20 protein-coding genes are annotated in these 20,105 nt (G+C 53.1%); 14 read left to right on the forward strand and 6 right to left on the reverse strand.

The features are described 5' to 3' along the window. The first annotated feature begins 227 nt into the window (after window positions 1-227). The gene (locus tag GCE01_RS00005) at window positions 228-1,634 is read left to right on the forward strand and encodes a diguanylate cyclase (protein WP_099210090.1); all 1,407 of its coding nucleotides are present in this window, start codon (window positions 228-230) and stop codon (window positions 1,632-1,634) included. A 79-nt stretch (window positions 1,635-1,713) separates the two neighbouring features. Here the strand turns inward: GCE01_RS00005 and GCE01_RS00010 are convergent, their stop codons facing one another. Beyond that, on the reverse strand, window positions 1,714-2,565 hold the full coding sequence (locus tag GCE01_RS00010; RefSeq protein ID WP_244591027.1) for a S1/P1 nuclease: 852 nt from the start codon (window positions 2,563-2,565) through the stop codon (window positions 1,714-1,716). 228 nt (window positions 2,566-2,793) lie between these two features. On the opposite strand from GCE01_RS00010, the gene GCE01_RS00015 reads away from it, so the two are divergent. Genes GCE01_RS00015 through GCE01_RS00030 form a run of 4 tightly spaced genes read left to right on the forward strand, consistent with a single transcriptional unit; the run spans window position 2,794 to window position 6,262 of the window. Then, window positions 2,794-3,954, forward strand: coding sequence for an ABC transporter permease (locus tag GCE01_RS00015; protein WP_373321868.1), 1,161 nt, complete (start codon window positions 2,794-2,796; stop codon window positions 3,952-3,954). Between the two features lie 3 nt (window positions 3,955-3,957). After that, entirely contained in the window at window positions 3,958-4,731 is a 774-nt protein-coding gene (locus tag GCE01_RS00020) for an ABC transporter ATP-binding protein (protein ID WP_099210094.1), read from the forward strand. Beyond that, window positions 4,731-5,690, forward strand: a complete 960-nt coding sequence (locus GCE01_RS00025; protein WP_086633908.1) for an MlaD family protein — start codon at window positions 4,731-4,733, stop codon at window positions 5,688-5,690. The genes GCE01_RS00020 and GCE01_RS00025 overlap by 1 nt, the downstream gene beginning before the upstream one ends. Further along, window positions 5,690-6,262, forward strand: a complete 573-nt coding sequence (locus GCE01_RS00030; RefSeq protein WP_099210096.1) for a PqiC family protein — start codon at window positions 5,690-5,692, stop codon at window positions 6,260-6,262. The genes GCE01_RS00025 and GCE01_RS00030 overlap by 1 nt, the downstream gene beginning before the upstream one ends. A 51-nt stretch (window positions 6,263-6,313) precedes the next feature. Here the strand turns inward: GCE01_RS00030 and GCE01_RS00035 are convergent, their stop codons facing one another. Continuing rightward, window positions 6,314-7,270: a ribokinase gene (locus GCE01_RS00035; protein WP_099210098.1), complete on the reverse strand. Its 957-nt coding sequence runs from the start codon at window positions 7,268-7,270 to the stop codon at window positions 6,314-6,316. Between the two features lie 275 nt (window positions 7,271-7,545). On the opposite strand from GCE01_RS00035, the gene GCE01_RS00040 reads away from it, so the two are divergent. The 5 genes from GCE01_RS00040 (at window position 7,546) to GCE01_RS00060 (ending at window position 13,154) form a co-directional block, all read left to right on the forward strand. Next, window positions 7,546-7,959, forward strand: a complete 414-nt coding sequence (locus GCE01_RS00040) for a hypothetical protein (protein ID WP_099210100.1) — start codon at window positions 7,546-7,548, stop codon at window positions 7,957-7,959. 133 nt (window positions 7,960-8,092) lie between these two features. Continuing rightward, complete coding sequence (locus GCE01_RS00045) at window positions 8,093-8,656, forward strand: 5' nucleotidase, NT5C type (protein ID WP_099210102.1); 564 nt, start codon at window positions 8,093-8,095, stop codon at window positions 8,654-8,656. A 142-nt stretch (window positions 8,657-8,798) separates the two neighbouring features. Further along, window positions 8,799-10,697, forward strand: coding sequence for an acetate--CoA ligase (acs, locus tag GCE01_RS00050; protein WP_099210104.1), 1,899 nt, complete (start codon window positions 8,799-8,801; stop codon window positions 10,695-10,697). Between the two features lie 60 nt (window positions 10,698-10,757). Then, a complete protein-coding gene (locus GCE01_RS00055) occupies window positions 10,758-12,458 on the forward strand; it encodes a SulP family inorganic anion transporter (RefSeq protein ID WP_099210106.1) in 1,701 nt (566 codons plus the stop codon). Between the two features lie 57 nt (window positions 12,459-12,515). Beyond that, the gene (locus tag GCE01_RS00060; RefSeq protein WP_086633914.1) at window positions 12,516-13,154 is read left to right on the forward strand and encodes a TetR family transcriptional regulator; all 639 of its coding nucleotides are present in this window, start codon (window positions 12,516-12,518) and stop codon (window positions 13,152-13,154) included. Between the two features lie 15 nt (window positions 13,155-13,169). On the opposite strand, the gene GCE01_RS00065 is transcribed toward GCE01_RS00060, so the two are convergent. Further along, a complete protein-coding gene (locus GCE01_RS00065; protein WP_174694757.1) occupies window positions 13,170-15,362 on the reverse strand; it encodes a TonB-dependent receptor in 2,193 nt (730 codons plus the stop codon). A 209-nt stretch (window positions 15,363-15,571) separates the two neighbouring features. Continuing rightward, the gene (locus tag GCE01_RS00070) at window positions 15,572-16,186 is read right to left on the reverse strand and encodes a YitT family protein (protein WP_046899483.1); all 615 of its coding nucleotides are present in this window, start codon (window positions 16,184-16,186) and stop codon (window positions 15,572-15,574) included. Window positions 16,187-16,637: 451 nt separating this feature from the next. On the opposite strand from GCE01_RS00070, the gene GCE01_RS17320 reads away from it, so the two are divergent. Then, on the forward strand, window positions 16,638-17,174 hold the full coding sequence (locus GCE01_RS17320; RefSeq protein ID WP_099210108.1) for an RcnB family protein: 537 nt from the start codon (window positions 16,638-16,640) through the stop codon (window positions 17,172-17,174). Between the two features lie 157 nt (window positions 17,175-17,331). On the opposite strand, the gene GCE01_RS00080 is transcribed toward GCE01_RS17320, so the two are convergent. Then, a complete protein-coding gene (locus tag GCE01_RS00080; RefSeq protein ID WP_099210110.1) occupies window positions 17,332-17,655 on the reverse strand; it encodes a hypothetical protein in 324 nt (107 codons plus the stop codon). A gap of 149 nt (window positions 17,656-17,804) precedes the next feature. On the opposite strand from GCE01_RS00080, the gene GCE01_RS00085 reads away from it, so the two are divergent. The 3 genes from GCE01_RS00085 (at window position 17,805) to GCE01_RS00095 (ending at window position 19,388) form a co-directional block, all read left to right on the forward strand. Further along, window positions 17,805-18,236, forward strand: a complete 432-nt coding sequence (locus GCE01_RS00085) for a hypothetical protein (RefSeq protein WP_099210112.1) — start codon at window positions 17,805-17,807, stop codon at window positions 18,234-18,236. Window positions 18,237-18,589: 353 nt separating this feature from the next. Beyond that, window positions 18,590-18,796 (forward strand): cold-shock protein, encoded by a 207-nt coding sequence (locus GCE01_RS00090; RefSeq protein WP_046899487.1) that lies wholly within the window; start codon window positions 18,590-18,592, stop codon window positions 18,794-18,796. Between the two features lie 262 nt (window positions 18,797-19,058). Next, window positions 19,059-19,388: a hypothetical protein gene (locus GCE01_RS00095; protein WP_099210114.1), complete on the forward strand. Its 330-nt coding sequence runs from the start codon at window positions 19,059-19,061 to the stop codon at window positions 19,386-19,388. A 59-nt stretch (window positions 19,389-19,447) separates the two neighbouring features. Here GCE01_RS00095 and GCE01_RS00100 read toward each other — a convergent pair whose 3' ends face one another. Continuing rightward, a complete protein-coding gene (locus tag GCE01_RS00100; RefSeq protein ID WP_099210116.1) occupies window positions 19,448-20,053 on the reverse strand; it encodes a glutathione S-transferase N-terminal domain-containing protein in 606 nt (201 codons plus the stop codon). Window positions 20,054-20,105 lie beyond the last annotated feature (52 nt).

Below are 20,105 nucleotides of genomic sequence, written 5' to 3' on the forward strand. Positions count from 1 at the left end.
TTGCTGAAACCCTTTCTGACGGTTCGGACCATGCTGCCATCCCCGTCTCACAGCTTTCAAAACTGCCCGCATAGCCTTACGATTTCAGAGTTATCAGGCAACGTTATAGGCCATCACGCCTAACCGTGACATTACTCACCTGAATTTAACGCTTATAGTGGATCATCATATGGCGTGCGGCACGCCACACACATTTTGTGAGCCGTTTTCGTTTCTGGAGTCCCCGAATGACGGTTGATGCACTTCTCTCAAACAGCAAACAACTCTCACCAGATGAGGTCGAGTGGCAGCTCATTATCGATGCCATTGATCCCGCAATCCGCTCCGCGGTTGCCGATATGGTCGAGAACCATGCTGCTGCGAGTGTGGAAGTCTTCTATTCGACACTTCTGACACACCCGGAAGCCACGCCGTTTCTCTCCAACCAAATTGTTAACGACCACCTTCATTCCGCCTTACTGAGATGGCTGCAATCTCTCTTCTCAGCTACAGCGCCCGACCTCGCGCAGCTTATAGCGACGCAGCGACGGATTGGATTGGTCCACGCCCGCATGCGCGTCCCGATGCACGTCGTCATGCATGGGGCACGCCTTCTTAAAAACACACTGAGAAAACTACTTTTTGAGATTTTCCTCACGCCTGCCGATCTATCGACCGCCATCGACTACATCGAAAACATGATGGATCTGGCTATCGAAATGATGAGCCGAGAGTTCGTAAGGGATCTCCAGAAAGAAATTGAGACAGACGAAGCGTATCGACTTGTTACGCTCGGGCAGGACGTCACTCTTGAACGAGAAGTTCAACGTGCAGCACTCCTTGACTGGGGGCACAAGATTTTACTCGCCATTTGCTGCAACGCTCCCCCTCCCCTGCCCTCACTGGAAAGTTCAGGATTTGGGCTTTGGCTCAATCACAAGGGGAGCCTGCTGTTCCCGAATACGATGGGTATCGAGCACATTCGAACCTCAATGCGTCGTATAGATCGTGTTCTCATTCCAGCTCTATCGGCTCAGGTTCCCCCTGACACAGCGCGCATTCACGAGCTACAGGCCCAGATAGAAGAAATCCGCTTCCTTATGGATGATCTCTTTAAAGAGAGTGAGGCACTTGAAAGCGGGCGCGATCCTTTAACCTCAACGCTCAATCGCCGCTTTCTACCGACGATCATGGCGAGGGAAGTCGCTCAATCTCTTCGTCGGGAAGTTCCGTTCAGCATTCTCATGATCGACATTGATCATTTCAAATCGATCAACGATCGCTACGGACACACCGGTGGGGACGCCGTCTTGAGAGGCGTGGCTGAAAAGCTAATTTCATCCTGCCGGACAAGCGACTTTATCTTCCGGTACGGCGGTGAAGAGTTTCTGATCGCGTTGGTTGAGACGGATATAAAGAGAGCGTTCCAGGTTGCGGAGCATATTCGTGAAAACGTCACGCATATTCTTACTCAGCCAACAGGTTCTTCGTTTTCTGTGACTGTTTCGATCGGAGTAGCCACATTTGATGGACATCCGGACTATACCCATCTCATCGAAGATGCCGATCGCGCCCTCTATTATGCCAAAGCTGAAGGAAGAAATCGAAGCGTCATTGCGACCGATGCTTTAGCGAGCCTTCCGCAGCTTCAGTAAATTTATATACTCTAGGAAAAACACTCTTATCTGAATTTGTTCTTATACAAATTCAGATAAGAGAAGCGCACTTGAGAGCTTACTGCTCGTTCATTGCGGTATTCAGGATTGCAGCAAGACGGACACCTGCCTGCTGCAACCGAAGCTCGATGATTGGCCAAGCAAGAGCTGTATAGGCGTCCTTAATATCTGCCCCTTTAATCTGGGGAAGTGCGCCATAAGCAACAGACCGTGCCAGGGAATGGCTTTCGTCAGCCCAGTCAATAACAGCATGGCGAACATCACCACCAGAAAGATCAGCCACCCAGTATGCCGTCTCATCAGGTGTGATAGTCGACCCCAGTCGAGTGGCTTCATCACGAGCACGACTGAAGTCGATGGAATAATGAGGCCCAACAACCAAATTGGCCTGCCGGTCCAGCACGCCTTCATCCCATAGGGCATGGAGATTCATATGCCCATTTGCGGTATCGCCAAAATATGAAAGGCGGATAGCATTTCCGCCTTTATCGTTATTCCGCTCCGCAGCATGCAACGGCTGATGCAAGTCACCAACCAAGTGTACAACCCACTTCAAAGCATAAAGCCGCCTCTCCGGAGAGGCCGTGTGATCAGCAAGGGTTTTTTCCAGCTCGGGCAGTTTCTCAACAACGCAGTTTCCATCCGCACAGTCGCGGGCCTGGTCATATGCTGGCTGAGAAACATCTGTATCAACGTAATGCCAAAGTAGAGTCTCTGGCTCTCCGCCCTTCTTTTTAGGAACATGTCCGATCGTATCTGGCCATGATGCGACCTGATCCAGCGTTTGATGACCTTCCATTGCCAAAAGTGCAGTTGTTGCTTTCGCAGCCGCTGGCGTCAGGCGATCTTGAGCAATATCCGCGACAATCGCATGGCCATACGGTCCCCAGGCGAACGCCTGAGAAGTCATTCCTATCGTAGCAGCACAGAGCAGAGGGACAGAAAGAAGCCAGGAGCGCATAAAAGAACCATTTCGGACGTTATGAAGTCTCATTGCTTTTCTCACCCTTCCGAAACACTCACAAGTGACTCTCTTGGTACACTGAACCGATAAAAATGACCGAACGGTTCGGCCTACCTCTTCCCTCATGGCTTCTGACCTCGTAGAGAGGATAAGGACTAAAATGACTGAAATGGCGTGACGCAATTGCAAAAGCCACCTGCCCCGCTAGACCCATCTCAATCTCCGCAGTGGAGCCTTACGTCAGAAGGGAACAACCCTCTTCTGACACTTCGGGGTGTGTGGCTGGCAAGAACAGGAAACATTCCACAGTTTCCAAAAGACGGGCTGCGTGCAGCACCTGCTGGAAGCACCATCACCTTTGATATGTCCCCCATCACCGACTGGGACACAGGTCTGATCGCGTTCCTTTGGGACATTAAGCGCAGCGGGCACGACAGACATATCACTCTGGATGCTCAAAGCTTACCGGCCCCTGTAAGACAGCTTCTCGAACTCTTACCCGACGCCTCTGATGGCCCTCCCCCCCCGCCCGCCAAGCGTCTCCCCGTTCTCGAACGGATTGGGGGCCACACGATCAGTAGCCTCACTGAAATCGGCACCGTTACAAGTTTAGGTGGAATGACCCTTCGCGGAGGGCTCCAGGCCCTTACAGGGCGAAGCCGGATGCGTCTTTCAGATCTTTTGAGTGACACTGCAAATGCCGGCCCTCAGGCATTGCTGATTGTAGGCATCGTCAATTTTCTGATTGGTGCCATTCTTGCATTTGTTGGGGCGGTTGAGCTTCAGAAATTTGCTGCCGGTATTTACGTTGCAAGCCTTGTTGGCATCGCCATGGTTCGCGAAATGGCCGCCGTCATGACCGCCATCATCATGGCAGGACGAACCGGAGGCGCCTACGCAGCGCGCATTTCCACCATGCAGGGCAATGAAGAAATTGATGCCCTCAACGTCTTCGGCATCCCAACATCCACGTATCTGATACTTCCGGCAGTTCTATCGCTCGTTATCACGATGCCATTTCTCTACCTCTACGGCTGCCTGATCGGCATGCTGGGAGGGTTCGTGGTCGCGATTTCCATGCTGGATATTACGGCTGCTGGCTATTTCCATCAGACAATCACATCCTTCGGTATCGGCCAGTTTATTTTTGCATTTGTTAAAAGCATTGTCTTCGGTGCGTTCATCGGGCTGACCAGTTGCCGGATTGGCCTGAAGGCTGGACGATCAGCCGCTGATGTTGGCATCGCTGCCACACGGGCTGTTGTGGTGGGAATTGTCGGCGTCATTGCGATTGACGCCATTTTCGCCGTTATCGCCGACGTGCTGGGAATCTGACGCATGACCGATACCCGAAAAACCGTTCTTTCAATGCAGGATGTCACTCTCGCATTTGGACCGAAGGTCATTCAGAAGAACATCTCTTTAGAAGTTAAGAAGGGCAGCATTTTTGCCGTTATGGGCGGCTCTGGCTGCGGCAAGAGTACACTTCTGAAAAGTATGATTGGCCTTCTTCGCCCCACGGCTGGCGAATATCAGGTCGATGGCGAAAATTACTGGTCTGGCACTGAAGCAGAACGAACAGAGCTCAACCACAGGTTCGGCGTTCTATTCCAGAGCGGCGCTTTATGGAGTTCCATGACTCTCGGGGAGAATGTCGCTCTTCCCCTTCAGATGTTCACGGACCTCAAACCAGATGTCATTCGTCGGCTCGTAGAACTCAAACTGGGGTTTGTAGGTCTTCTGCCAGCCATCGACATGTCTCCGTCAGAAATCAGTGGTGGTATGCGGAAGCGTGCTGGTTTGGCACGAGCAATCGCACTGGATCCGGATATCCTGTTCTTTGACGAACCCTCTGCAGGTCTGGACCCAATCACTTCGGCCCGCCTGGATGACCTGATTCTCAATCTCCGAGATGGTCTCGGCGCGACCGTCGTTATCGTCAGCCATGAACTCTCCAGTCTGTTCCACATCGCCGATGACGGAATATTCCTGGACGCAAAAAGCAAAATCCCCATCGCACACGGCTCTCCAAGGGACCTGCGCGACCACTGCGACGAACCTCAGGTCCATGCTTTCATGCATCGGGAACGCAACGAAGAAGGACGCAATTGATGAACAAGCAGGCTCTCGTAGGCGCCTTTGTTGTAGGTGGGATCGGTCTTGGCGTGGCAGCTTTTGTGCTGTTCGGCAATTTCCATCCCTTCACCCGCATGGAAAAAGCTGTCCTTATTTTCCATGGCGCATCGTCCGGGCTGTCGGTGGGTGCACCCGTTACCTTCCGTGGGGTTCAGGTTGGCGCGGTCGATAAGGTCGTTATCGAATATAACCCGCAGACGCGAGACGCCTATATTCCGGTCTATGTCACGATGCGGCCAGACAATATTACCCTGACAAACAGTAGTGCTCACCACTTTCCGACAATCCGGGACCTCGTCTCTCAAGGCCTCCGTGGAGAAATGAATCTCAAAAGTTTTGTCACCGGCTCTTCAGAGATCGACCTCGATTTTGCGCCTGATACACCAGCGGTCATGCATCCTGACATCGCCACCCTCACGGAAATTCCAACAAAACAGTCTTCCATCCAGGCGATGACCCAAACCCTTCAGAACCTGCCGTTCAAGGAACTTGGCGACAACGCCAACGCGACCCTTGCCGCTGTAAGGGAGCTTTCTGACAAGCTGGACAGGGATATGCCGACCCTGATCGAAAGCATTCGTGCGACATCCGACCATAGTCGCGACATGATCGATGCGAGCAGAGACCTTGTTACGCACCTTCAACCCGAGCTTGAACATACCCTCAACAGCCTGAACCGACTGGCTGATGCCGGGTCCGATCAGTTGACTGCACGTGGCAAAGAGCTCCAAGCCCTGCTGTTAAGCAGCAATCAGACGATCCAGAAGGCTGGGGAAAGTCTGAACAATATTCAGAGCATTACATCTCCGCGCTCAGCGGACAGGGCTAACCTCGAAGCGAGCCTCCGCGATATCGCAGCAGCAGCCTCTGCCCTACGCGGCTTTGCAAACGATGTTGAACGTAATCCGCAACTTCTTCTGACGGGACGCCACTGATGAGACTGCACCTCGCCTCGCTCACTCTTGCCGGCCTGCTTCTCAGCGGCTGCTCCTCTCCACCAGTGCGGTTTTATACGCTTGGCGCGCCCGCCATCGGAAATGATCTGGCAGCCAGCACCGCATCAGCAACCGCATTAGCTGTCGATCCTGTTATTGTTCCTGACTACCTCGATAGTCAGGACATCCTTGTCAGAAATGGCGATCTTCTAGATCGCAGCGCAAATGGCCGATGGGCCAGTCGTCTGTCCAGAGGCATTACAGATCTCGTGACAGCGCAGCTCTCTCGCAGCTGGCCTTCTGTGTTCGTCACAACACATCCTACAGCTGGCTCTCCGCAAACCCGGCTGGTGATCACTATCAACCGGCTGGATATCACGAAGTCAGGTCAAGGTACGCTAGAAGCAGACTGGTCCTTTGTCCCTGCTGACGAGCATCACCCGGTTGTACACCAGCGCGCCAGCTTCAGCACTCAGGGATCAACAGCCACAGATGACGGGATCACTGCCGTGACACGCGCGCTCGTGGATCAACTTGCCGCTAAAATTGGAAATTCGTCCCCCGCAATGTGAGGGATTTTCAAATTTATAGAGGCCTTGAAAAAGGCCTCCTCTTTGATCTGTCTAGGCTTCTGGCTGCGCATTCATCAACGCAGCCACAGCATCCCATGCGGGAGCAGCATCAGCAGCGCCATGACGTGTCGTCGCGAGCGCCCCGCACGCTGACGCAACCCGGACAGCCTCGGAGAGTGGCTTTCCCTGCGCCAGAGCGAATGCCAGTCCGGCATTGAAACAATCCCCAGCCGCCACAGTATCAATGGGCTCTATGTAAAACGGTGCACTGTGACCGCTGCGTGTTCCATCATGCCAGAAAACGCCCCGGCTTCCCATTTTTACAAGGACGGATTTCACGCCCTTTGCCAGAAGCAAGTCCGCAGCCCTCGCCGCGTCTTCTACAGTTTCTGGCCGAATGCCTGTGAGCTGAAAAGTTTCACTTTCGTTCGGGGTTATAATATCGATTTCCTGCCAGAGCGCATCCAGAAGCCCCTTTTCCGGCGCAGGTGCCGGATCGAGCACAACTATAGCGCCCTTGATCCGCGCTTTACGGGCGGCTGCCAGAACTGCCTGCTGAGGCACTTCAAGTTGCAATAGAAGCACTGCCGCGCGCTCAATCCAGTCTGAGGCTGCGTCAACATCGGTTTCATCGACGGCCATGTTCGCACCACCAACAACGGTGATGCAGTTTTCTCCGCTCCCGTCTATCCCGATCAGCGCAATTCCCGTGGCATGAGAGGCGTCTTCTCGCAGCGGAGAGAGGTCCACCCCAAAACGCTCCAGCTCCTGGCGCGCCTGCGCACCAAAACCGTCCTGCCCTATCCGCCCTGCCAATGCGACCTGAACCTCGGAACCGGACGCCAGACGCCCAGCCGCGGCAGCCTGATTGCTGCCTTTACCACCCAGCATGACGGCATAGCTTTCACCATGCACGGTCTCTCCGGGGAGAGGCAGGCGAACGGCCCGAGCAGTTACATCAATATTGATGCTTCCGAAGGACAGAATCAGAGGCTTTGAGTTCGGCATCGGTTTGATCTCAGAGAATTCGAGGAATATTTCTTTAGCATTGGGGGCCAAGAGGCGTCAGCAGCAAAGGAACATCTTGTTTCCAAGGGCTTTTTTTTCGCATTTTTGCCTCGGCAGCTTCGACGTTGTTTTTTACTAAAAAGTCGTGAATTTTCGATATTAATGGTTTCATTACTAGGATAGGGTTTCGCAGGCCTTGGGGAAACAAGGGGGCCTTTTACCGGCGTTTCCACAGCAGAACCAAAAACATTTTAACTGACAGGGTAAGTCTAATTATGTCCTCTGCCAATCGACAGACATCCTCTCGAACTGCCACGAAAAAGGTAGCGTCCGCCTCTCGTAGCAAAAAAGCCACCCCTGTAGTTCTGGAGGCCGTTATCGAAGAGTCTCCTGTCGTGGTAGAGCCAGTTGAAATCACGGAAGAGCCTGCAAGCGGCCCATTTCTTCCTGACCTCGTCTGTGCTTTCGACAAGGCGTGGTACATGCGCGAATATCCGGATGTGGCAGCATCTGGCTTAGATCCAGCAACGCATTATCGGGAAGCCGGATATCGGGAAGGTAGAAAACCCAATCGCTTTTTTGACCCGGAAAAGTATCGTGCAGCCAATCCGGATTTAACGGAATATGAAGATGATCTTCTGATGCACTTCATCTTCTACGGCCTGAACGAAGGTCGCAGCATCAGCTAATCCTTCTTTAAACTTGTTACACAGCAGGGCGCAGATATCTGTCATTTCATGATCCCATGCGCCCTGCGGCTTGCCCTTCCCTCCTGAACAGAAGAGAGTTGTGTCTCTGAACTCTGTCAGGAGTCCCTGTCGCGTGGAAAAATCTCGCCCCCGTCTCGCTATCGATATGGATGAAGTGATTGCTGACGCCTTCACCGCTCAGCGCCTGTGGTACAAAGACACGCACGGATATCGCTGGACAGAAGACGAGTTGAAGGGGCACCATTTAGGCGATCTGGCAACTCCGGAACACGCTGCGGGAATGCAGGCACTTCTGCATGAGGGACACTTCTTTGCTGACCTTGAGGTCATGCCCGGCGCCAAGGATGCGCTAAAATTTCTAAACCAGCATTTCGACATTTTTATTACGACAGCCGCGATGGAATACCCGGCGTCCTGCGCTCCTAAATTCCAATGGCTTCAGAAACACTTTCCCTTTATTCCCGCTCTGAACATCGTATTCTGCGGTCATAAAAGTATTCTTGCTGCCGATTTCCTTATTGATGACAACGTACGACATTTTCAGCATTTTCGGGGACAGGGCATTCTGTTCTCTGCTCCACACAACCTGAATGTGGAATGGTCTCCGCGGGTCGCCAACTGGAAGGATGCCGTTGCATATCTGATGCAGCAGCATCCAGAAACAGAAGCTCCATAAAACGCGTCTTTGCAGCCTCAATCCCAGAAATTACAGCATTGTAAGCTAGTAGGCTTTTTTGCTTTTGGATTTGTGGTTCTGTTTGAGATACAGGTTTTCACCCTAATTTTTTCAGCTTCTGGTCAGTGAGCACATTCCGTTTATGTCCACCCCTTATCGCGCTGGTGCGTTTCGCCTCTCCCCTGAAGATTATCGCGCGCTAACGGATGCCGCCCAAGCAAATCCAGAAGCATACTGGCAGGATCAGGGAAAAAGGCTGGACTGGATTAAAGCACCATCCAACGCGCAGGATACTGGAACGGGATGGTTTTCAGATGGAACGCTGAACGCCAGTTTCAATTGCCTAGATCGGCACCTCAAGACCCGTGCAGATCAGACAGCTCTGATCTGGCAGGCAGAAGAAGCGGAGCACATCATCCGCCTCACATATCGTGACCTGCATGAACGCGTATGCCGTCTGGCGAATGTTCTGCGTGATCACGGTATTCGTCGGGGGGATCGCGTTGCAGTTCACCTGCCAACAGTGATCGAAGGCGTGGTGAGTATGCTGGCCTGTGCACGGCTGGGCGCAATCCATGTCGTGCTGTTCGGCGGCTTCTCGCCTGAGGCTATTGCAGACCGGTTGGCCGACAGTGGCGCCAGTTTGGTGATAACGGCCAATGTCGGGCGGCGTGGCGCGAAACGCATCCCTTTCAAGACGACAATGGACTCTGCTCTGAGCCTGCGTCCTGACAGCTTGTCGGTGAAGCATGTTCTGGTTGTTAGTGTCACAGACGAGCCCGTTCCAATGCAGGCAGGCCGTGATGACATGCTCAATCCACTGCTGGCATCGGCTTCGGCGTCATGCCCAATTGAAACGATGGCCTCTACGGACCCGCTGTTTCTACTTTACACGTCTGGAAGCACAGGCAAACCAAAAGGCATTGTCCACGGAACAGGCGGATACCTGACCTGGGCCTCCTACACACACGAACTCGTCTTTGATCATCAGGCTGGTGATGTGTTCTGGTGCACGGCCGATATCGGCTGGATTACCGGTCATACCTACGTGGTTTATGGCCCGCTCTCGAACGGCGGCACCGTTCTCCTGTTCGAGGGCATGCCGTCTCATCCGAAGCCCGGTCGCTGGTGGGATGTTATTCAGGCCCATAAGGTCACCACATTCTATACCTCTCCCACCGCCATTCGTGCCCTGATGCGCGAAGGAAACGATGTTCCCCGCGAATACGACCTGACATCGTTGCGCGTGCTGGGAACTGTCGGTGAGCCGATCAGTCAGGAGGCATGGTCCTGGTTCGATGATGTCATTGGTGGTGGGCGTTGTGCCTTCGTAGATACCTGGTGGCAGACTGAAAGCGGTGGCATTTTGATTTCGCCCGTTCCAGGCGCTGTCAAGGAAAAGCCAGCGTCTGCAACACTCCCACTTCCGGGCGTGAATCCCATCCTGGTTGACGACAAGGGACATCCGCTGGAAGGGGCAACAGAAGGTGTGCTCTGCATTGATGGATCATGGCCGGGTCGCGCACTGACGATCTGGAATGACGACGCGCTCTTTGAAACAACCTATCTTCGCCCCTACCCCGGCCATTATTTTACAGGCGATGGCGCACGACGCGACGAAGACGGCTATTACTGGATCACTGGCCGGGTTGATGACGTCATCAATGTTTCTGGCCATCGCATCGGCTCTGCCGAGATTGAAGATGCACTGGCTGCAGAACATGCGATTGTTGAAAGTGCCGCGATTGGTATTCCACATGACCTGAAAGGTCAGGGCATCGTCGTGTATGCTGTGGCCCGTGATCCATCCCATCCTGACTTGGAAATGCTTGCCGTTCGCGCCATAGCTGCGAAAGTCGGGCGTTATGCGGTGCCAGAAAAAGTATATATCGTCCCTGATCTTCCAAAGACGCGCTCTGGCAAAAATGTCAGACGCCTGATGCGCAAAATTGCCTGCGGCGAGACTGATGGCCTTGGAGACCTCTCTACCTTGGCTGATCCAGAAATTGTGGAAGTTCTGATCGCTATTGTTCAGGGCTAACCAACCGGCACGACCAGCTTTTTCAACAAAAGCTGGTCGTTGTCCTGCGAGGTTAATGTGATGAAGCTTCCCCGGCGCCGAAAGCTTCCCCCATCATGGCGAACCGATGTTCTGGCAGGGCTTTCGCTCGCTTTTACAAACATCCCGCAGGTCCTTGGTTATGCCCGCATTGCGGCCATGCCATCCGTCACCGGGCTTTATACAGTTCTTCTGCCTCTTGTGGGCTTTGCCGCCTTCGGCTCTTCCAGACATCTTCTTGTCGCGGCAGATTCCGCCACTGCAGCCATTCTCTCTGGCGCCATTACAGCCATGGCTGCACCAGGAAGCGCACACTACATGGCGTTGGTCAGCGCTACCGCGCTCCTTGCCGGAATGCTGCTTCTGGCCGCCAGATTATTTCGCCTCGGTTTTTTGGCAGACTTTCTTTCTCGAACAGTCCTTGTTGGCTTCATGACAGGGGTTGGCGTCCAGATCGCCATTTCCATGTTTCACGACATGCTCGGCATCCAGACGACATCGCATAACCCCGCGATGCAGGCGGTCGAAACTCTCACTCAGGCCGCTCACCTCAACCTGACATCCACCCTTACCGCCGGTGCCACCGTAGGCGGCTTGCTCCTTCTAAACCGGTTTTGCCCACGATGCCCTGCCGCATTACTGGCTGTCGTTGGCGCTATTCTGGCAGACAGAACAGTCCCATTCCTGACGCAGAATCTCCCGACGCTTGGCCCTATCCAAAGCGGACTGCCGACCTTCCAAATACCCATTATCAGCTGGAATGAACTGCTTGCGCTTTTCCCAGTGGCAGCCTCATGCGTCTTCGTCATCATCACCCAAAGCGCTGCGACATCCCGCGTGTACGCAACACAGTACGACGAAGAACTGAATGAGAACAGGGATCTGACGGGATTGGCAGCTGCCAACATACTTGCAGCAGTCAGTGGTACCTTCACGGTTAACGGCAGCCCAACCCAGACAGCTATGGCGGTACGAGCAGGTGCCCAGAGTCAGGTGGCACAAGTTGTCTTTTCTCTTTCCACCCTGATCGTGCTCCTCTTCCTCACCACGCCTTTGCAATACCTTCCACAATGCGTACTCGCTGCGATTGTCTTCACTGTCGCGCTGGGAATGATCGAAATCCGCGCACTGCTCTCAATCCGTCAGGAAAGCCCGGGGGAGTTCTGGCTTGCACTTGTGACAGCGGCAGTCGTTGTTGGCGCCGGAGTAGAACAAGGCGTTCTGACAGCCATCGCCCTGTCGCTGTTTCGTCATGTGCGCCACAGTTACGATCCTCACACGGCCGTTCTCCAACCCTTTACTCCTCAAGGCCCGCTGGAAGCCGTTCCAGCACGCGGGGGCCTGGAGAGTGAGCCTGGACTCATTATCTTCCGCTTTTGTGCGGACCTGTTCTACGCCAACTCTACTCGCTTCAACCGAGACATCCTGACGTTGCTTAGCGATGCCCCTCACCCCGTTCACTGCATCCTCATTGAATGCAGCCCCATCACGGATATTGATTATTCGGCAGCCAACGACCTGCGCCTGTTACTCGCAACACTCAAACAGAGGCAGGTAACGATGATTTTTGGACGCGTAAGCCAGGATCTCAGGGCAGATATGAACCGGCACCATTTGATAGTCGCAATCGGTCCAGAAAATATTTTTGAAGAACTTCACACTGCCCTTGCCGCCGCCAGGCGTTATACAGACGCGACAAACCATACACCGGGCAGCTTCGCTCCCCCACACACGCCATCATGATGACCTTCTGGACGACACCAAGATGATATCCCCCGCTTACTGGAAGACCGTCGGACCATGATGGATGGCGAACAGGACAAGAAAAAAGATCTCGGCAGGCGGCAAAGCAAAAAGGATCGCACCGCGACAGCGCTAGCGTGGGAGGCACTGCGGCTGTTTTCTACTCAAGGATATGAAGAAACGTCTGTCGAGCAAATCGCGGAAGCTGCCAATGTCTCCCGCAGAACACTATTCCGATACTTTTCAGGCAAAGGAGACATCATCCTCGCCTGGACCAGCGACATGACTCAGGCATTTAATGATGCGATTGCGTCTGCCAGTCCGGATGCTTCGTTGCAGGACATGGTCCTTCTGGCCCTTCTTCCGGTTGTTCGACGGATCACCGCCAACCGGGAATACGCCTACGCGCTCGTACAACTCCTTGAGCACGAGCCCGCACTTCGGAGTGTCAGTCTGCAAAAATATGAGGAATGGGAAGAGGCGCTTGCCAAAGCCCTCATGGACCGCCTCCCCCCCACAGATATGCCATCACTGGCAGCCCGCCTGATCGCGCGGACCGCGATTGCAACTTATCGCACAGCTGTAGACGAATGGATGAAGACGGAAGGCCGTACAGATCTGGAACATATCTTGCGCCGTGCCTTCACGTTCCATCCTCTTCTCTGGATGGAAGACAGCCCTCTCAGCCTCGGCTGAAAGGGCTTTATTGCCTCAGAGGTCCAGTTCAATCGTGAAGTGATACGTCCGTGGCAGCCCAGCCACTGCAGAGTTTGTAGCGCTTCCACCACCGTTGATGCTCGATGGGTAAACAGAAGCCCAGTAGCTCTGGTTCGTGACGTTATCGACGCCAAAGCGGAACACGAGAGGCTGGTGATAAACGTGCGTTGCATAGCGCGCGCCCAGATCCAGCGTCACATAAGACGGAGCAAACGTGGTGTTATATACGTTGGCCGCCCGGCGCCCCATGTAATGCACGTTCGCATTGACAGCGCCGCCTTTAAGAAATGGCAGTCGATAATCAATCAACATGTTCGCCATCAAAGGCGGCACGCCAACAACCTGCTTGTAGGACGTCTTGGCCACACCCGTGTTCAAGAGTTGAGCATCCAGCCAGGTCATACCACCCAGGATACTCAGATCTTGCGTCAGATTTCCGGAGGCCTGGAATTCAACGCCGTAATTCCGCTGCACACCGTAATTGGAATAAACATACGTAACAGGGTCTGTATAAGCGAACGGGCGAGACATTCTAAAGCCGGCAATATTCAGCTGCAGTCTCTTGGCCACCAAAATCTTGTAACCAACCTCATACTCTTCTGAACGCAGAGGAGCTGTCACTTCGTTTTCATTCACAGCACCTGCCGGCGCCGAAGTACCAGCCTGCAAGGACCGCCCCCAAGTGAAATAAGCCGTCTGATTGGCTGCCGGCTTATAAAGCAGACTTGTCATCGGGCTAAAGGCAGCGGCACGGCTGTAGGACGACGTTTTCGTGCCACTCGTTGCATAATTATTGGTGCTCAGCCAACTCCAGGCCAGCGTCCCCATGATGGACCAGTGCTTGCCCAGAGAAATCGTATCCCCGGCCAGCAGGGACTGCGTCATGGTATCAGCAGATTTATAACGTCCGGAATAATAAGGCTGTGCACTCGGAAATCTCTGTGGGTTGCCGATTGTCGCCTGCCCCAGAGTCAAAGTGCCGGTCGATGACGTCGGGTTGTAGTTCCCCATGACGTAACCGTTGGTTCCGATTTCGATCTGGTGCTTCAGTGGGCCCGTATGGAACGACCCATTCAAATAAGCCGTATTGCTGCCCGCCACGAAATCATTCGCCGTCGTCGCAGCTGAAATTGTCTGACGGTAAAGTCCCTCAGAGTTCAGCAGCTGGTTACCCGTACTGAAAACATTTCTGGCAGCATTCTGCCACATCCCACCCAGCTTCAGGCTCCAGTCATCATTGAAGTGATGAATGATCTTCATCAGGGCAGTATCGGTTTCCATGTTGTAACCGGCTTGCTTCTGACCATATCCCTTCTGGCTAAGATCAGGAGCATCCGGTAGCTGAATCGTCGTTGCGTACGAAAAGCCACCCGGATAGCCGCGCTGGGCATATGTGTACTGGCTGGCATCAATCTGGATGACTGTCTTCGGTGAAAGGTGAATGTCGAAATCACCACTCACCAGGTTACGCCGAAGGTGGGAGTCTGCGACGTAGCCCTCTCCGTTCTGGTTCAACAGGTTCAGGCGGTAGCCGAACCACTTGTTGTGGCCGACCCGACCTGAGACATCGAGGCTTTCCATGGGCGCGCCAATGGAATCAACACCCACAACAAAACGCTCTGTCTGTCGATCCGTCGGGCGCTTCAATGTGAAGTCAAATGTGCCCGCCGGATTTTGCGGACCATACACCGCACCAGCCAACCCATTCAGAACCTGAACGCTATCAAACTGCTCCGCAGCATAAGGTGTGGTGATGACCATGTTGAGGCCATCCATGCGCGTATTGGCAATAACGTCGCCCTCAAACCCACGGGACTGAGGCCGACTGGTATTCGGATCACCACGCATTTCAAGCTGGGCAGATGGCACGAATGCAATCAGATCATTGATGTTTCTGGTCTGCTGGTTAACCAGAACGTCGTGGGGCACCACCATGACAGACATCGGCGTGTCCAGAATGGATCGCGTGCCAAGGGGGCCAAGAGAGGCTTCCTTCGTGCGATACTCTGCTGCCGTGCCACTTCCGTTACGACGATGAACAGTGATATTCTCAGGCTCAGACGCGCGTACAGACTTCTTCGCGGCCGCTTCCGGAGTAGCTTTTTCTTTGGTTTCTGCCGCATAAGAGGGAACATTGCCCATGACAGATCCAGCCAGAAGGTACAAAGCCAGCCGCGAGAGTTTCATGCCTGAATCCTGTTCGTTGTTCTAAATTCTCCGCACCTTCTACATTTTGGCACTCAGTGCCACAATTTGAGTTTACTCAAACTGCCTGATGTGGCGATCTTTTGAGGCGCACTGTCTCTTCAGAAACACAGTTCGTCATGGTCTGCATTCCGGAGCGCCGTTCTCTTAACTGGGATGTGCGGCTGGAAACCGCCAGAAAGCGGCTTTCTCTAATGCCCGATGTATCGTCCAGGTCTATGGAACACCATGAGCACACTACTCATGGCAAAAGCGCTTACGGCTGACAGAACGGCCTTCTCCCACGGCAAAAAGAAAGCAGACAGCGTCAGAATGGCTGCATCAATCATGATCTGAACGCGCCCGGCGTTCAGGCCACGGCTTTTCTGAAGCCAGAGCGTGATAACGCCTGTCCCGCCTACACCCGCCTGATGACGAGCCAACGAGAGAATACCCATCCCAATCACTGTCCCGCCGAATATCGCCGCGAACAAAGGCTGGACATACGCAAGCTCCATAACGCTCGGAATAACACTCGCGAGGGCAGTAATACCAAAACTGGCAATCGTGGTCTTAAGCGCGAAACGGGCCCCCATGGCGCGAACGGCAAAAAGAAGAAACGGTATGTTGATGACCGTGAACAGATTTCCAGGCGTCATCGGCACGATGTAGGACAACAGCAAGGCAATACCTGCCACGCCACCGGTCACAAGCCCGGCCTTGTGCAGACACATCAGCCCCATCACAATCAGAGAACAACCAATCAGGAACGCGTAAACATCTTCTGCGTGGGAGTGACGCAGCCCTGGGCCATAAGGCGAAGTCATATCCGGAAATCCAGTCGCTCGACGGCTAAAAGCTTTGAAAATAGCCGCGTCAGATCCATGAGAATTTTCGCCAGATAGTGTAGTCTTTGCCCCCTGCACACCCCCTTTCATTCCAAGAGAATATTGTTTCAATCAGGCTTCCCTGTTCTTGTTTGAAACTGCTGATAGCAACCCGTTTGCGTATGTTTGGAAACACGCTTTTCACAGCTGGCGATTCTTGGAACCGTGCCATTATGAACGCGCTGAGATGACACATTTCCTACGATACCGGGTTCGATAGCCGGGCATTCGCGATATGCTCGTGAGCAACCTCCCCCTGGCGAAGGGAAACCGAGAGAAATTTTCCGGAAATCTCGCAACAAAGTCCGAGGTTTTGTCTCTCTGTTACAATGGTGACCAATTTTCGCCACATCGGGAGACCCTTGATGGCGCATTACGAACGGAGTTTTTTATGTCCACCAAGACTAAACGATCTGTTGCTCTGCTGATGGGCTTGGCACTCGCTATCGCCCCCACAGTAGCTAGCGCTCAGGGAGGTCCAGGAGGCGGCCGTGATGGCGGTGGCCCAGGTGGCGGCGGGGGACATCGCGACGGTGGTGGCCCGAATGGGGGTGGAGGACATCGTGACGGCGGCGGCCCAGGCGGTGGCGGACGCGGCCAAGGTGGAAATGGTTATCGTGGAGGCCCGGGCGGAGGCGGCGGTGGCTTCCGTGGCGCAGGCCCTCATCGCGGCATGTGGCGCTCTGGTGATCGTTACAATGGCGGGGGCGTGTTTGTTGATAGCTGGCACAGATACCCAGGCCTTTATGCCCCACCTCCGGGATATCGCTGGATTGATTACGGTGGAAGCTTTCTCCTCGCCGCAATCACAACGGGCATCATTAGTAACGTCATCATGAGCAATGTGAACGGCCCGGCGGTGGTCGCTCCGACGCCGTATCCGAGCTACGGGCCGACCCCCGCTCCATACCCCGCACCTGGATACTAATTTCCAGGTTTGCCAAAAGGCGCGTTGAAGACGACGCGCCTTTACGAACCTTTTCCATAACAAACATTATAGACGGCCATCAGATATCAGTGGCCATACACCGTCCGAGACGGACTGCCCCTGCCCAGCGGTGCGAACCAAAAGCCAATTTCTTGACTTAATTCAACGGCTGCGGAGGTTCTTCCAATGGCGGAGGCTCTGTTGGCAAAGGTGACGGCGGCATTGGGGGCTGAGGCGGTCGCGGGGTTGGTAGATCACCCCCCCCTGCACTAACCGTCTTCAGACCAAACGGCGGATATGGTGAAGGCCCCGGCTCTTCTGGCAACTCCACATCTGGCCATTCGTCTGGCTCTGGCGTTTCTTCTTCCTCAGATGGGTCATCAACCATCGGATCACCGTCTGGAAATAATGGATCCTTCGTACCCGGATAATCCATTAGGAAGACAGATTTGGAAAATGATGTGCTGATCAGGATCGACATGTTCGCCTCCTACAGGGTGAACACTAAATTCTTCACCACAGCAAAGGTTCAAATTATCTCAAAAGAAACCTGATAGGCTCCTGATATATGAGCGCGCGGGGAGAACGGAGAAGCAAAGCGACGGAGGTCACTTTCTTCTAATATACTGCATGCGCCTCCCCAGTGACGGACACGACGATATTGGAAATGGCATCCGCACACGTCAGTTTTCTTTGCGGCCCGGATTGTCCCGTAGTACACTTGCCCTTATGCGCTACCTTCCTCTTTTTGCCCTCATTTCTCTTTCCGCATGCTCATCAGCTCCGTGGTTGACTGGCCAGACAGACAGCCATTGTGTGCGTGAGCAGATGTTTACCGGGACACAGGGCAATCCTCTTCCCTTTAGCCATGCGATGCAGGTGTGTGCGGTCGCAGCGCAGAAGAGCAATGACGGCCATCCAAGACCTCTCGATCTCAGAGACGATGCGACACTGCAGGCGATGGCAGAAAACCCGGATTACAACACGGCCTCTGCCTCATTTGTTCACCGAGAGGCAAAAACGAAGGTTCCAGGCGGTGTTCGAAGAGTGAATATCGACTAAAAATTCCCGACTCAGGGGAAGAGGTGTGGACACGAAATTTTTCAGGATGCGAGAAATAAAGCAGCTTTAATAAGATTTTTATGCATAAAATTCATACAAGTAGTGGGCATTATCTTTTATAATCGCAACAAATAAATATACGCTTTGAATAGTATTTTACAGTCTGAGTAACATTTTATTTTACTCCACTCAGATGTTTTCCCTTGCATCTCAAACGCAATACCCCCATTGTCTTTTTAGCGGGTGCTTTTACTGGGGTAACCGGCGCATGTTGCGCCATTCTTTCTCCGTAAAAGTTATGATTTCGTGTGTGTTTTGTGCACGACCGCTATTGTTAAAAAAGGAGCCTCGTTATGGCAACAGGCACCGTAAAATGGTTTAACTCCACCAAAGGCTTCGGCTTCATTCAGCCGGACAATGGTGGTCAGGACGCGTTCGTTCACATCTCTGAACTTGAGCGTGCCGGCATCCACACCCTCAACGAAGGTCAGCAGGTCTCTTACGAGCTCGAAGCTGGCCGTAACGGCAAGACGTCTGCAGTAAGCATTAAGGCTCTTTGAAGCTTTGATCAGCAGCTCGTCTGTGCGAAAAGCCGCTCTTCGGAGCGGCTTTTTTTATGCCTGAACGCCAAATCTTAATTTAGGCGTATATGCTCCTTAGCCGCGTTAGCGCTGCACTCCCCTACAACTCGCCACTTTCAGATTTTTAACGCCCTGAAACAAATACAGAAAAAATATTTTACGTGTCATCAAAGGTAGAAACAGATATGTGCAAATATAATTTTATTGTCGTGTATCTCTACTGATTTGAAGAAGGTTCTGTATGGCGCTATCCGCTCAAAAGAAAGAATGGATGGGTTTATTCTTTGCAATCTTTCTTGTCACGACCTTAGCAATATTTGGATGGATCGGATGGCAGAAAGTATCTGGGGATGATTCTATCACACATGTCACCATCGCAAAAATCGTCTCTGTAGACAAAATCAATGCGGGTTTGGGTGCACCAACGTCATACAAAATAACCTATGATCTGCACGGAACAATGATCAGTAATTATTTTACGGATGATTGGTATCAGACACACAAAACAAGAAAGCATTTTCTTGTCACATACAGAATGTCGAACGGCTACCATATCGACAGCATTCGCTAATATCGAAATTTACAATCCACAGAGAGGGCTATTCATCGCCCCCTCCGCATAGCGCAGGATCAGGCCAAGCCTTCTTCCTGCAGCGCCCGCTTTGCAGACGGACGAGACATCACCCTCTCCCGCAATACCCATGCTTTGCGGTGATGAGAAATATCCAGTTTCTTGAAAACAGCCCATGTCATGATAACAGCTGCGTAAGCATCGGCTTGCGTGAAGTCGTCTCCAAGCCAATAAGCTTTGTCGTCAGACAGCATATCCTCGAACTGCGTCATCCGCCGATGGATCTGTGCATGAACAGACTTCTCAGCCTCCTCCGTCAGGTTGGGGGCAAACAGGCCACCGAATGCGCTGTGCAGATCACCACAGAACCCGAGAGCTTCCTGCAGTCTCGCTCGTTCCAGGGAGCCGTAGGCTGGCCGAAAAGCCAGAACGTCCGAATGATCTCCAATATACTGAAGAACTGCCGAATTCTGGGTTAAAACAACGCCCGGCTCAATCTCGATTGCCGGTACGGCTCCTCGTGGATTGATGGCAAGATAATCTGCGCCGGTCTCTGTTTTCTTCGTGGTCGTATCTACTTTTTCAAGCGTATACGGCTGACCGATTTCATTCAGAATAATATGCGCGGCAAGCGAACACGCACCAGGCTTATAGTAAAGCTTCATAATCACTTCTCCATTGCGCGAAGACGCAGGGAATAGAATGATCTTATTCCTC

The organism is Gluconobacter cerinus, assembly GCF_002723935.1.
GTDB lineage: Bacteria > Pseudomonadota > Alphaproteobacteria > Acetobacterales > Acetobacteraceae > Gluconobacter > Gluconobacter cerinus.

Coding starts and splice junctions, on each gene's coding strand:
- GCE01_RS00005 (WP_099210090.1), top strand. CDS start 228: ATGACGGTTGATGCACTTCTCTCAAACAGCAAACAACTCTCACCAGAT.
- GCE01_RS00010 (WP_244591027.1), bottom strand. CDS start 2,565: ATGACTTCTCAGGCGTTCGCCTGGGGACCGTATGGCCATGCGATTGTC.
- GCE01_RS00020 (WP_099210094.1), top strand. CDS start 3,958: ATGACCGATACCCGAAAAACCGTTCTTTCAATGCAGGATGTCACTCTC.
- GCE01_RS00025 (WP_086633908.1), top strand. CDS start 4,731: ATGAACAAGCAGGCTCTCGTAGGCGCCTTTGTTGTAGGTGGGATCGGT.
- GCE01_RS00030 (WP_099210096.1), top strand. CDS start 5,690: ATGAGACTGCACCTCGCCTCGCTCACTCTTGCCGGCCTGCTTCTCAGC.
- GCE01_RS00035 (WP_099210098.1), bottom strand. CDS start 7,270: ATGCCGAACTCAAAGCCTCTGATTCTGTCCTTCGGAAGCATCAATATT.
- GCE01_RS00040 (WP_099210100.1), top strand. CDS start 7,546: ATGTCCTCTGCCAATCGACAGACATCCTCTCGAACTGCCACGAAAAAG.
- acs (WP_099210104.1), top strand. CDS start 8,799: ATGTCCACCCCTTATCGCGCTGGTGCGTTTCGCCTCTCCCCTGAAGAT.
- GCE01_RS00055 (WP_099210106.1), top strand. CDS start 10,758: ATGAAGCTTCCCCGGCGCCGAAAGCTTCCCCCATCATGGCGAACCGAT.
- GCE01_RS00060 (WP_086633914.1), top strand. CDS start 12,516: ATGATGGATGGCGAACAGGACAAGAAAAAAGATCTCGGCAGGCGGCAA.
- GCE01_RS00065 (WP_174694757.1), bottom strand. CDS start 15,362: ATGAAACTCTCGCGGCTGGCTTTGTACCTTCTGGCTGGATCTGTCATG.
- GCE01_RS00070 (WP_046899483.1), bottom strand. CDS start 16,186: ATGACTTCGCCTTATGGCCCAGGGCTGCGTCACTCCCACGCAGAAGAT.
- GCE01_RS17320 (WP_099210108.1), top strand. CDS start 16,638: ATGTCCACCAAGACTAAACGATCTGTTGCTCTGCTGATGGGCTTGGCA.
- GCE01_RS00080 (WP_099210110.1), bottom strand. CDS start 17,655: ATGTCGATCCTGATCAGCACATCATTTTCCAAATCTGTCTTCCTAATG.
- GCE01_RS00085 (WP_099210112.1), top strand. CDS start 17,805: ATGCGCCTCCCCAGTGACGGACACGACGATATTGGAAATGGCATCCGC.
- GCE01_RS00090 (WP_046899487.1), top strand. CDS start 18,590: ATGGCAACAGGCACCGTAAAATGGTTTAACTCCACCAAAGGCTTCGGC.
- GCE01_RS00095 (WP_099210114.1), top strand. CDS start 19,059: ATGGCGCTATCCGCTCAAAAGAAAGAATGGATGGGTTTATTCTTTGCA.
- GCE01_RS00100 (WP_099210116.1), bottom strand. CDS start 20,053: ATGAAGCTTTACTATAAGCCTGGTGCGTGTTCGCTTGCCGCGCATATT.